The sequence below is a fragment of the Waltera intestinalis genome (genome assembly GCF_009695995.1).
In the GTDB taxonomy this organism is placed as follows: Bacteria; Bacillota; Clostridia; order Lachnospirales; family Lachnospiraceae; genus Acetatifactor; species Acetatifactor intestinalis.
Genome location: NZ_VUMU01000024.1, coordinates 1 through 11,993, shown reverse-complemented (window position 1 = coordinate 11,993; position 11,993 = coordinate 1). Strand labels below are relative to the sequence as shown.

The 11,993-nt window shown below is 39.2% G+C and carries 14 protein-coding genes and 1 pseudogene; 1 reads left to right on the top strand and 14 read right to left on the bottom strand.

Translation table 11 applies throughout. The features are described 5' to 3' along the window. The 10 genes and pseudogenes from FYJ59_RS13515 to FYJ59_RS13470 form a co-directional block, all read right to left on the bottom strand. Positions 1 to 1,111, bottom strand: a pseudogene (locus FYJ59_RS13515) (VirB4-like conjugal transfer ATPase, CD1110 family); the annotation flags it as partial. Next, entirely contained in the window at positions 1,053 to 1,466 is a 414-nt protein-coding gene (locus FYJ59_RS13510) for a PrgI family protein (protein WP_154498791.1), read from the bottom strand. The pseudogene FYJ59_RS13515 and the gene FYJ59_RS13510, both read right to left, overlap by 59 nt. 30 nt (positions 1,467 to 1,496) lie before the next feature. Further along, a complete protein-coding gene (locus FYJ59_RS13505; protein WP_154498788.1) occupies positions 1,497 to 2,369 on the bottom strand; it encodes a VirB6/TrbL-like conjugal transfer protein, CD1112 family in 873 nt (290 codons plus the stop codon). Between the two features lie 3 nt (positions 2,370 to 2,372). Continuing rightward, a complete protein-coding gene (locus FYJ59_RS13500; RefSeq protein WP_002582189.1) occupies positions 2,373 to 2,588 on the bottom strand; it encodes a Maff2 family mobile element protein in 216 nt (71 codons plus the stop codon). 167 nt (positions 2,589 to 2,755) lie between these two features. Next, positions 2,756 to 4,609 carry a VirD4-like conjugal transfer protein, CD1115 family gene (locus FYJ59_RS13495; RefSeq protein WP_205839557.1) on the bottom strand — a complete coding sequence of 618 codons (1,854 nt, stop codon included), beginning with the start codon at positions 4,607 to 4,609 and terminating at the stop codon, positions 2,756 to 2,758. Continuing rightward, the gene (locus FYJ59_RS13490; RefSeq protein ID WP_112483116.1) at positions 4,606 to 5,082 is read right to left on the bottom strand and encodes a PcfB family protein; all 477 of its coding nucleotides are present in this window, start codon (positions 5,080 to 5,082) and stop codon (positions 4,606 to 4,608) included. Before FYJ59_RS13490 ends, FYJ59_RS13495 begins: the two co-directional genes overlap by 4 nt. A gap of 188 nt (positions 5,083 to 5,270) precedes the next feature. Next, on the bottom strand, positions 5,271 to 6,665 hold the full coding sequence (locus FYJ59_RS13485; protein ID WP_154498785.1) for a hypothetical protein: 1,395 nt from the start codon (positions 6,663 to 6,665) through the stop codon (positions 5,271 to 5,273). Between the two features lie 12 nt (positions 6,666 to 6,677). After that, positions 6,678 to 7,571 carry a hypothetical protein gene (locus tag FYJ59_RS13480; protein ID WP_154498782.1) on the bottom strand — a complete coding sequence of 298 codons (894 nt, stop codon included), beginning with the start codon at positions 7,569 to 7,571 and terminating at the stop codon, positions 6,678 to 6,680. 51 nt (positions 7,572 to 7,622) lie between these two features. Beyond that, positions 7,623 to 8,276, bottom strand: a complete 654-nt coding sequence (locus tag FYJ59_RS13475; RefSeq protein WP_154498780.1) for a hypothetical protein — start codon at positions 8,274 to 8,276, stop codon at positions 7,623 to 7,625. A gap of 99 nt (positions 8,277 to 8,375) precedes the next feature. Further along, the gene (locus FYJ59_RS13470) at positions 8,376 to 8,738 is read right to left on the bottom strand and encodes a hypothetical protein (RefSeq protein ID WP_331464361.1); all 363 of its coding nucleotides are present in this window, start codon (positions 8,736 to 8,738) and stop codon (positions 8,376 to 8,378) included. 169 nt (positions 8,739 to 8,907) lie between these two features. Here FYJ59_RS13470 and FYJ59_RS13465 point away from each other — a divergent pair, with 169 nt between their 5' ends. Further along, positions 8,908 to 9,114 (top strand): helix-turn-helix domain-containing protein, encoded by a 207-nt coding sequence (locus tag FYJ59_RS13465; RefSeq protein ID WP_035779437.1) that lies wholly within the window; start codon positions 8,908 to 8,910, stop codon positions 9,112 to 9,114. Positions 9,115 to 9,166: 52 nt separating this feature from the next. Here FYJ59_RS13465 and FYJ59_RS13460 read toward each other — a convergent pair whose 3' ends face one another. From FYJ59_RS13460 to FYJ59_RS13445, 4 genes are all read right to left on the bottom strand, one after another. Beyond that, positions 9,167 to 9,496 carry a DUF6050 family protein gene (locus FYJ59_RS13460; protein ID WP_235898055.1) on the bottom strand — a complete coding sequence of 110 codons (330 nt, stop codon included), beginning with the start codon at positions 9,494 to 9,496 and terminating at the stop codon, positions 9,167 to 9,169. Beyond that, positions 9,477 to 10,547 (bottom strand): DUF6017 domain-containing protein, encoded by a 1,071-nt coding sequence (locus FYJ59_RS13455; RefSeq protein WP_328597247.1) that lies wholly within the window; start codon positions 10,545 to 10,547, stop codon positions 9,477 to 9,479. The genes FYJ59_RS13460 and FYJ59_RS13455 overlap by 20 nt, the downstream gene beginning before the upstream one ends. Positions 10,548 to 10,562: 15 nt before the next feature. After that, positions 10,563 to 11,456, bottom strand: a complete 894-nt coding sequence (locus tag FYJ59_RS13450; RefSeq protein WP_154498776.1) for a ParB/RepB/Spo0J family partition protein — start codon at positions 11,454 to 11,456, stop codon at positions 10,563 to 10,565. Continuing rightward, on the bottom strand, positions 11,449 to 11,993 hold a 545-nt coding region (locus FYJ59_RS13445), incomplete at its 5' end, for a ParA family protein (RefSeq protein WP_154498773.1). The genes FYJ59_RS13445 and FYJ59_RS13450, both read right to left, overlap by 8 nt.

Sequence of the window (11,993 nt, the reverse complement as noted above, 5' to 3'; positions counted from 1 at the left end):
AACAGGTAATTAAGAAAGTCATTTTGATAATCTTCTGGTTACTGGTGTTCAGATCGTCAAGCAGTTCCAGCGTATCCTTTTCATAAGTGATAATATCCGTAGGCAGAATATCCATGTCATACCCACTACGGACTGCCTTTTTCTGCTCCTCAATCTTCATCTTCTGAATATTGGTCAAAGCCCCCTTTAACATCTTGATTGCCTTTACCGGATCCATTGTCTGCATGTGCATGGTAATGGTCAAATTATCATCAATGTCAAGGAGCTTCTTTAACAGCTCATCATTAAAACGTGGAGCAATAATATCCAGATAATGGACACTGCCATACATCTTTCCTGCCTTAAATCGGCTTGGATAACGGAAGTCAAAGCCCGGCGGTGCAATGTAGTCCTTTACACTCTTTCCGGACTCTGCCAGCTCCTTAAATGAAAAACGGAAAGGCTCCATGGTATCCTGGTTGAAATACTCATGCAGGATACGCAGTCGCTCCTTTCCGTCAAGGCTTTTGGCGTGGGTTCCAAGGTTTAAAAAGTTCTTGATAACATCCTTTTCAATGTTATTCAGTTTTGATTTCGCTTCCTTATATCCCTTACACTCCGTACCAAAAATAAGATATTTTGATTTAATGATACCGTTGTTGCCCTTTGCTGCCTGTTTCTTTAACATTTCCGTATATTCCTCACGGATATCGTCAAAATCATCTCCCTGCAAAGGAATGTCAAACTGGTCTATCAGCGTCTGTTCGTTGACCTGCCTGTTAAATAAAAACAGCTCAAACCTAATAGACGGGTCAAAATAATTGATGAGCTTGCTGTACTCCTCTAAAATCTCCCCCTGGTCCTCTATTTCCAGAAGGTCATAATTTATATCATAAAATTCCACCATTTTTGTATAGAAATCAGATGTCACCTGACAGATACCATCACGGAACATCTTTTTGAAAGTAATGGTGTTCTGTGCCGTGGTAGGCTTCTCCTGTTCCTTATGGTTTCCTGCAAGAGTACGCTGAAGCTCTTTTAACCTTTTCTTTTCAGAAAAACTTAAGCCCGCTTTAGGCTTGGCAGTCTTCTTCTGACTGCGCTGTAATTTTGCCTTTGGCTTTTGCTTCAAGGTAACGCACCTCCTTCTTCATTTTTTCCTGTTCCTCTAACTGATTGTAGAGATTTTCTGATTTATAGGGGCGTATTCCCGGTGTCAGGAATTTCTGCCTTATCATAAAGTACAGAATCTTTTCTGCCGGAAAGCCGTCCTTTTCATACATTGCCAGAAAGAAAAACGGCAGCATGACAGCCACCATGATCAGTGCGGATACCTGTGTCCCGATGATATCTTTGGTAAAGATATAAAAAGGAATCCCGACCGCACCTGCAGCACCAAAACAGATAAGCTGGCGTTTTGTCAGATTCATTGCCACCTTTGTCTTGATGCCGCTTAAATTCTTCGGCACTGCGACTGATATTGCCATAAACAGCCTCCTTCCTGATATAACGCTGCTTTAATGTGCATTAAAAATAGATTTGCTAAGGGAACCTGTCTTAAATAAGCTGAAGCACAGGATAACGGTATATGCTGCCACTGACCACAAAGCCGTGTGTAAATTGCTCGCAACTGCAACACTGGATACCAGCACTGCATAAATTGCCACACATACCATGATGAAAAATCCCTGAAATGCCAAAGCACAAAGTCCCTTGATATAGTTACTTCCGATGCCACCCCATTCCCGGTTGCTGAGTGTTGCAAACGGAACCGGAGCCACTGAAACATAAAGGTATATTTCAATCATTCGCCCATATAGCATGACGGTGATTAGCAGGGAAATGATTTTCATACATAAGCTGACAATCATGGTTTCTATTCCAAGTCCAATCAGTTCACCTATCTCCATGGTGGAGAGCTGGCTGTTGAACATGGACTGTAACGTACTCGTCACATCAAGTGTCGTGGAGCCTGTAATGACTCCTGCCGCACTTGTGACGATATGGTTGCCCACATCAAAAATTGCCATGGTAATGTCAGAGGTATAGCTGACAAGCAATACCGCAATACATGCTTTTACAAGATAACGGAAGAAAAACTCGCTTCCCATCTCATGCATGTTGTTCTTATCCATTACCATGGTAATCAGCTCATAGCAGAGAATCGCACTGATGATCATCCCCGCTATGGGCACCATGACTGTATCTGACAGGTTATCTATCATGGAAAAAATACCTGCGTTCCAAGAGCTGGGTGTCTGTCCAACCTCTCCGGCAATTGTTCCTACTTTCGTATTCACGTCAGTAAACATCGTTTCGAGATTGTCCAGCACCCATCCTTGCAGCATTTCCTTTATAAATTCAGTGATTTTCTCAATAATTGACCCCATGAATTATGAGAACAGCGTTGAAAGCTGTGGAATCACCGTCTGTGCTACGATAATAATACCGCCTCCGGACATAAGCTGCTTGATACCCTGTGACTTTGCACCGGGATTATCATTACCATAACCCTCCAGGAGATTGATAACTCCCCACACGCCTACACCTGCTCCGATTGCGGTTACTACCGTCTTTAATCCTGTTACTGCTGTTGTAAAAAATGACATTTTAATCTACCTCGTTCTTTCTCTTAATTTTTTCAAAAAGAAAGAGTTTTGAGATGTATCAGCATACACAACAAAACTCTTTTTACTTCTGGACACAATGTCCAGAGGCTAATGGTTCCATATTCAGTTGTCAGTTCTACACCTTTAGACATTCTGTCCAAAAGTAGCTATTTCGTTGTATCGCCCCCAACTTCTCCACAATCAAAGGCATCATCTACCTCTGTGTCCGGTGTGACCTTCATGCGATGCAGATGTTTCACATAGTCCTCAATGTCAAAGGCATTTTTCGGGTCAAAATCGGACAGCTCCTTGTATCGCCTGTGCTTTGTTATATCAAACTTATCTGAGAAAAAAGGTCTCACACCCCTAAGCTGCATGATACATTTTCCGCCATCCATGACCGCTATCTCATCCTGACTCATAAGCTCTTTTCCGGTCTTTTGGTAATTCAGACCGTAGGACTGGCTCGTACCTCTTGTATCCGAGGTATTATAAAGGTCAATCGTTTCTTTACCCAATACTTCCGCCAACTCTTTTAACGTGGTCTTTTCCTTTCCTCCAAGGAATAAGGTGGTATCACAGTTGCCCTCTATAGTGTCGGCATTGTCCTTATAAATCGCCTTGAGCTGGGATTTTGACTGCAAAATAATAGAAGCTGATATTTCACGGCTACGGATTGTAGCGATCAGCTTCTCAAACTGTGGAATCTGCCCGATGTTCGCAAACTCATCAAGGAGCATACGCACATGAACCGGGAGCCTTCCGTTATAAACATCATCTGCTTTATCACAAAGCAGGTTAAAGAGCTGTGAATACATGATTGATACCACAAAATTAAATGTGGCATCGGTATCGGAAATAATAACGAATAATGCCGTCTTTTCCTCTCCCAGAGTATCAAGTTCCAGCTCGTCATATTCCATAAGGTCACGCAGCTCCTTAATATCAAATGGTGCTAACCTCGCACCGCAGCTAATCAAAATTGATTTCGCTGTCTTTCCGGCAGCAAGTTTGTACTTCTTGTACTGTCTTACTGCAAAATGATTGGGTTTATCCGCTTCCAGCTCCTCAAACAATAAATCTACGGCATTTTTGAAATTCTCATCGTCCTCTCTGGCTTCGCTGGCATCTATCATATCAATCAGCATTGCGAAATTTTGCTCCTCTTCCGGAGCTTCATACCAGATATAAGCGATAAGTGCCGTGTAATAGAGCTTTTCCGCCTTGACCCAAAAGTCCTCACCGGATTGCTGTCCCTCTCCTTTGGTGTTGACTATAATCGTGTTTACAAGTTTCAAAATATCCTTTTCGCTCCGAATGTAGGCGAAAGGATTGTAATGCATGGATTTAGCAAAGTTTATGGTATTCAAAACTTTTATCTTGTACTTGCCCCTTTTTAACATTTTTCCGCACTCCACCAGTACCGTACCTTTCGGATCAGTGACAACATAAGACGAGTGCATCTGCATCAGATTTGGCTTCACAAAAAAACGAGTCTTGCCGGAACCGGAGCCACCAATAACAAGAATATTTTTATTTCTTGCATACTTCGGCTCTTTCGGTCTGCCGGACATCATCAGCCGTTCTGTCTGTGTCAGAAGGACATTATTTTCAAACACAGAGTCCATATATGGCTCTATGTCCTTGGCATTTCCCCACCTTGCGGAGCCGTATTCTACACCCTGCCGGAACTTCTTGGCATTCTTGGCTTTGTAATACACCACAAGTCGGAGTGCTATGCCACCTGCCACACCAATCAATAAATCTCTTGGGTGTAAGCTGGGCAAAGGATTGGCAAACAGCTTATCAAAACGGTTCATGACTGCCATCATCTTATCAGAAGCATTTGTACCTTCTGATACTCTCCACAGCCATGCAACCTTATCACAGAAATATCCAACAAAGATATAGGGCAGATTCAAAAGCACCAGCTTCTTGGTATCCATACCGCCTGCTTTTGCTTTCAGATTTTTCGGGATAGCTTTCAGGTCTTTGGTTATGCCCTCAATGATGTTACTCAAAGGCTCTGCCCCCTGTCCTTATTCTTTTCCCGGCTCCGTTCTCTGTTCTTATTCTGTGATACTGCATCCCTGAAGCGTTTCAGTTTCTCCCTTACGGAAGTTCTGCTCTTTCGTTTCTCATTACCATAAACAAATTCCTTGAATGCCTGTGCTACCGCATCGGCATCCCTGCCCTTGAAAAATACCACATATTTCGGCGGGTCCGTTGTCTTGTCTTTCTTGACGGCGAAATCAACATTATATTTACGAGCTACCCGCTCAAAGGATTTGATATTGCCGTCCGTCACTTCGATAGACGAAACTCCCACGCCTTCGCCAACCAGCTTTTTCACAGAAGTTTTACCATGCGTTTTCTGTGCTTTCTGCCTGCGGTGGTTCAGATACATCCGCATTGCAGCTTTCAAGACGTTGGCATCCAGTTTAGCGGTCTTAATTACAAGAGCAATTGTTTTCTGCGTTACTTCCTCTTGCATAAGTACCTCCGATCTGCATCTTCCATGTGCGTATGCTCCGCTAAGGTGGAACATACAGCCGATGTAATAAATACCTCATAATTCTCCTTTCCGCTTCTGGACATCGTGTCCAAAAGCAATAAAAAAGGGCAGCTACAAATCTCTCGACTTATAACTGCCCTGACGCTGTTATATATTTTATATGTATACTACTCTTCCCATTTTTTTATAACTTCTGCCCCTTTTTCAAGCATATCACCATATCCTTCCGTAGATAACATCTCGTTTTGCAATTTCTTTTCTAATTCATCTGTCACAATAAGCTCACTTTTAACTCCCATATCTAATGCTTCCTTGGCTATCTCTTGCAAAGACTTATCATCAATACATTCTATATTATCCCTTCCAATAACAAATAATATATAAAATAGCAATGTTGTCTTTTTATTTGATGCATTAGGGTTAAGTCTAATTGGCTCATGACCATCTGAAAAATATTCTTTCACAAAACGCTGTATTGATTTCTTATGTAAAGTTGATGCCTGTAATACTTCTTGTATATTACATTTTAATATCTTTACTATTTTTTCATTTGGTTCTTGTATTTCATCACGAATTTCCAAAAAGCATTTCATCATATTAAACACGAAGGGATACAATACGACATCTATATTAGATATCTCTTTGTGAATCACGATGTGCGTTCCTGCAATATTTGCCCCTTCTATAAAATTGCTTGGATTAAACAACTCGAAAAAATAATTTTCTGCTTCTTCATAAGAAACATGGGTTAACTCTTTTCTGGATGAATCTGTTCTCAATTCCATAAACATAAAATTATTCTTACAAAATGCTGGAATTGCATCAGATACCACAACTCGATACATCGCAATTCCAAAAAGCGAAACTATTACATTTACCTTTCCTGTATTGTCTACCAAAGCAAATAAACAATGACTTCCTAGACTAATCTGTTGCCCACAATACTTATATAATTCCTCGTTTTGGAAAATCGTAACTGGATTATCCCCTTTACCTAATGTAATAAATTTTACAATATTTTCAAACTCATCATGATAGCCAACTACACCGTTTCTAGAACAATACCATTCATATGCTATTTTTGAAATCATTCTGAACATTTTTTCACTAAAATATATATTTATATTGATTTCTACTCTTTTATATAAAGGTATTTTATTTATATCTACCTCAGACACCTTTCTTGAATCTTTTGCAATTTTTGTAATTTTATCCATCGAACTTAATTTATGTTTCTTATCTGTAGAAACTAATACTTTTCGTCCATTAAACAAATCCTTTTCAGATATCATCTTTGTTGAATATTCAATACCATCAATTTCTATCTTAGCCGGATATGCAGCATAATTTTCCCCTTTATGCGATTTAATATCCAATTCATTTGTTATTAATGCTAATGCTTCAATTACTTCACTTTCAAATAAATCACTGAATTTGTTATTATGTTCCGTTTTGCATACATTTTTATTTGTAATCCTAGCATTTGTTAGTGCATCAGGAATAATATCCGATTCAGATGTTTCTGTATTTCCACAATATATACAAGCATGTTTTTCTATCATAAATCCACTCCTTTATTCTTCCATTGTATCTAACCTATTACTTAATGAGAAAACAAATTCTATAACACTTAATGCATTAAACAACTGTATACACTCATAGCGTTCAATCACTCTACAACTCTTTCCATGCAAAAGCCAATTTCGATTAATATAGGGCGGTTCTACTCCATTTTCGAACGAATATTCACCATCTACAAACAGTCTATTCAAAAATTCAATAATAGAAGGATACATATCCAAGAATAAAAATCTCTTAGTAAAAAAAGAATCTGTCCTACCAAACTCTGTCTGTAAATGATCTTCAAATCCTTCCATTGAATACTTTTGTTTATACCGAGTCCCTTTGGGGTAATTCATTAACTCATTTGTTCTTGCCTCTATTACTGCCACTAAATACATTGCTGATGTCATGTAATCCTCATGTTCAAAGAAATATTTTGCTTTAGAAAAGTATCTTTGATTTGGCTCTTCACAATATTTATGTTCCAAGCTATGAAAAATATTTTCTAAAATACATCCATTATCTCCTTCAAAATAAGAAATAATTTTGTTATCTTCTTGACTAGATAAAAAATCATACCATTCCTTAATTTCTCTGGGATTGGAATGTTCTGAAACAACCCAACCAGCTCGTCCCAGTTTCTTACATACTTCCATTTCGTATGAATATTTTTCTTCAAATTCTGTTTGTGATAACTTCTCACTTTCTTTAGTTTCAGCAATGAAATTCTTCATATCTTCATTAAGAAATTGAAAAGATATGTTTTCTGTTACATTTTTTAATGCTGAACCAAATTGCTGTAGTGAAGCATTCAGTCTTTCAATTTGTTCGTTATCAAAATTACAAGCAAGTGATTCTCTTAATTCTTTTAGCAGTTTTGATATTCTATCCTGGTAAAATTCCATATCCATCTTCCTCTTCAAAATTTGTATTTCAAAAACATCACGCCCTGCACATCATTTAATATAATGATAAATTGCATACAGTTCTGTATATATTTTGTTACCATCAACTTTTACATTATCAAGCAATAATGCCTGAAATAAAACCTCCCCCACATTCTTCAGCTTAACCATTCCATACTCTTTTTCTTTAAGCCCTTCAACCTGCATATCCTGCATGGCAGCTTCTTTTCTTGCCACCAGACAATGCGTATATAATGCCATGATATATTTATCCGACATAAGGAAGGCGTATGTTTCATTCCCCTGATATGTATATCGGTACTTTTCCAGATTTTCTTGCGGTATATCGAAATAACATCTGACAGTTTCCAGATATACATCTCCATTATACTGCGGCTTTAGCTTCTTTGCATACCTTCTGATTGTTGCAAATATATTATTTCTTTCCATGGCTGTCTTTGTTCTCTTGAATACAGGCTTTTTTCCTCGCAGGTCCATATAAACATTATTTAGGATAGTCTTTCCGGCGTACTGCTTGAAATCACCTATCCGCAACAAATACGATAACACTTCCAGCAATTTTTCCTTTGATGTTATCTCCTGATACGAATAATCTCCGAATTCAATATGATCCAGCTTCAAAGGGCAACTCCCCTTCGCTATCTCACGCTCCATTACCCTGTTAATATCTCTCATTGATTCCATTTGTATATTTCTCCTTCCCGCTTCTGGACATCGTCTCCAAAAGTATAAAAAAGCAGCTACAAGTATTTCACTCATAACTGCCCTAACGCTGTTACCTGATTATTCTATTCCTGCCGTTTTTGCAAACCCGGATTTTCTATTCATAAGTTCCTCTTGTTTCTCCTTTGGAAGACACTGGAATATCTCATTATATCCCATTCCTGCCATCGGTGTTCCTTTCGCCAGAAGAAAAAGCTGCGTGTCAAGCCATTCCTCCCACAAATTTTCAAACATGCTTCGGCTATCCGTAAAGGTAATTGCATCTTCAAAACCCTGTGGCGGTTTATAATACTGTAATTTTACAAAACCGTATCTTCCCGCATCCACGACAAATATATTCTCAATCTCATACAGCTCTTCAAAAGCATCTGCAACCTTTCTGCATTTTTCCCTTTCACTGTCTGTAATGTATATTTCTTTCACAATTAACCATCCTCCTGTTTCAAAACCACACTACCTGCATCTATATCCTTAATCCCCAGAAATAAACCATTATCATCTTTACCATTTGCATACTATATGGTGCATACACGCACCATATTATTATAAGTTCCCTGCCATTAAAATACAAGGTAGGAAAGGAGTTGCCTGTATGATTAAATATGATCCACTTTGGCAAACGCTTAAGGCTAAGAACATCAGTCAGTACCAGCTCATTAAAGATTACGGCATTGACAAAGCACAGCTTCAGCGACTCCGGCAAAATATGGTGGTAAAGACCATTATTCTGAACAGGCTATGTCAGATACTTGACTGCCGGATTGAAGATATTATGGAATATGTTCCAGATGACAAGTAGAGGTATTGTTCATGATTGATTGACAATGCCTTTTTTGTTGCTCTTTTTTCTTTTACACCTTTGGACATTGTGTCCAGAAGTGTCCTGCTATTACTTTTATTATCTCCGTAAATATAACGATAATCCTCACAAGAACAATAATACCACCAATCAGACCTCCAACGATACAATTCAGTGCCAGTATTCCCATACTTCCTGCAATTCCAAAATTCTTCGGCACAAGAAACATACACATTTTTCTGATACCGTAGGGACATCCTACCAAAATCCAATAAAGGAAATAATCAAACCCATCTGCTTTATTGCAAACCGGATAACAGGTAATCATCCACAGAGCAAGAACGCATACCGGAATAATTATTTTAAACAATGCCTTTTTCATGCCAGCCACCTCCATACATATCATGCTGCACCTCCTGCTGATAATAATGGTTCATCGTTGAGGGGGCATTATAAAGAGCAGTAACCATATATGCCTTGATATTGGTTATTTTCGTATTTGTATCATGCATACAGCCAATCACATACTCCAGATGTCCACTGTTCAGCTTCAGGAATTTAGATTTTACAAGCTCATAAGGATAATCCTCTCCTGCAATCCGGATCGTTGTACGTTTTACACATACAACCTCACAAATAACCTCAAAAAGCTCCTCATATAAAGCTTTGTTCTGCCAGTCATCATACTTCATGTGATGCTCATATTCGATGTTATCCTTAATCAGTTCTATGTATGCATTGACATCATCCATCACATCAGTCCTATTTGGATTATCTTCACTACCAGATTGATTGATTGGATTGATATAATTTATATCATTATGACTCTGGTTGTTATAGTTAGTATTGTTATAATTAGGGGCAAAATCGTTTACTTCTTGAGGTACAATTTCTTTACTTTCAGAAGTCAAATTTCTTTCCCTCTTGAGGTCAGATTCCTTTACCTCTTGAAGTTCAATTTTTTTACTTCCAGAAGTTAAATTCTTTTGCTTCTTGAAGTTAAAATCTTTTACTTCTGTGGAAACATCAGGGTTTGAAGGCTCTTTTTCTTCTTTTTCATCCGGAACGGAAGCAAAATTTTTCACATAAATGATGTCCGGTTTGCCAAGACCTCTCCGTTTCTTCTCAATCAATCCGATGCCATTGTCAGAATCCAGCTCACGCATAATTTTTGTGCAAGTGGGTTTGGAACATCCCAAATCTTCCATAATGGCATCCACCGTATAAATAATGTATGCCCTGTTTTCATCATCCAGCCATCCGTTTTTCATGGATAAAGACATTCTGTCAAGCATCAGCCCATAGAGGAGCTTAGCATCACTGCTAAGCCCCTTAAATCTCTCGTCTTTAATCAAAAGTCGGGGAACACGATAAAAAGAGAACTGCTCTGCTTCAATTCCGTAGTAATAATCAAAGTTTATTGTATCGCCCACTTTACCGAGCCTCCTTTACTGCTTATTCGACGCCTTTCCGGTGTTCCATTCTTCCAATAGCTGATAGATAATATTTTCTATATCTTCACTGGAATAATCCTCCGTAAAATATCTGCTGATTTTATCAGCTTTGATTGTAACTTTTCTTTCCTTTGGCTTTTCCTCCGTCAGTATCAGTCTTACCATTGGCAGAGTCAGCTCGCCGTTTTTCCCATATTCCTTTAACTTTGATGATTGGTTAGTCGAGATAGCTGCACCCGTTTCTTCAATAATGACCTGCACCCATTCCTGTGCCTGCTCTGTCAGAAAAGATATATCAACACCCTGTACCAGACCGATTTTTTTCTTATCAACCATATCCAGCAATTCATCTGACAGACGTGCAAGCCATATATAACGCTGAACCGTCTTGCCACTCTCTCCGGCTGCTTCTCCCACTTCATCAAGACTGCTTCCATTTCCTTTTTTGCCCTGATGCTTCATGGCTTCATACTTCATGGAATAGGCTTTTGCCTTTTCACTTGGAAGAATATCTTCCCTCTGGATATTAGTATCTACCATAATCACCGTAGCTTCATCATCGTTGTAATCTCTGATGAACATAGGCATTGTGGAAAGACCTGCAAGCTCACAGCCATGTTTTCTGCGGTGTCCAGCGATTATCTCATAACCGCCCTCTGCCCTCGGTCTTGCAATACCGGGCATAAGCACACCATAATTTTTGATACTCTCCACTGTCTCCTGCATTTTCTCATCATCCAGCACCTTAAAAGGGTGTCCTCTGAACTCATAAAGCTCTGAAAGAGGTATCTCCTGCACCTGATCGGTGCCTGCTGTCATATCAGAAGCACCGAATAAATCATCAAAACTGTTTAGCTTTACCTTTGCCGCACTTCCTGCCTTATTCATTGCCAAGCACCTCCTCCGTCAAAGATTGATAGGCACTTGCTACTTTTCCCTTTGGGTCATGCTGATAGATGCTGACGCCCTCTGCCGAAATCTCGGCAGCTCTTACGGAAATCGGAATGCTATTCTCAAATATCCTTACTTTGCTGCCATAATTCTCAATCAGTAATGCACTGATGTCCTTTGCATAATTTGTCCTGCAGTCAACCATGGTCAGCAAAATACCCTCAATGGACAGCTTCGGATTTATCTGACGCTTCACCTTACCAATCGTCTTAATAAGCTGTTCCAGACCTTTCACTGGCAGATATGCCGCCTGTACCGGAATCAAAATACTGTCCGCACAGGCAAAGGCATTTATGGTTATCATGCCAAGGGAAGGCATACAGTCAATCAAGATATAATCATATTGCTCTTTCACCTGCTCTATGTAGGAACGCATCACAAGCTCCCTGCTCATGACATTTACCAAGGATACCTCCAGACCGGATAATTCGATATTACCGGGCATAAGGTCAATTCCTTCCTCATGCCTTAAAA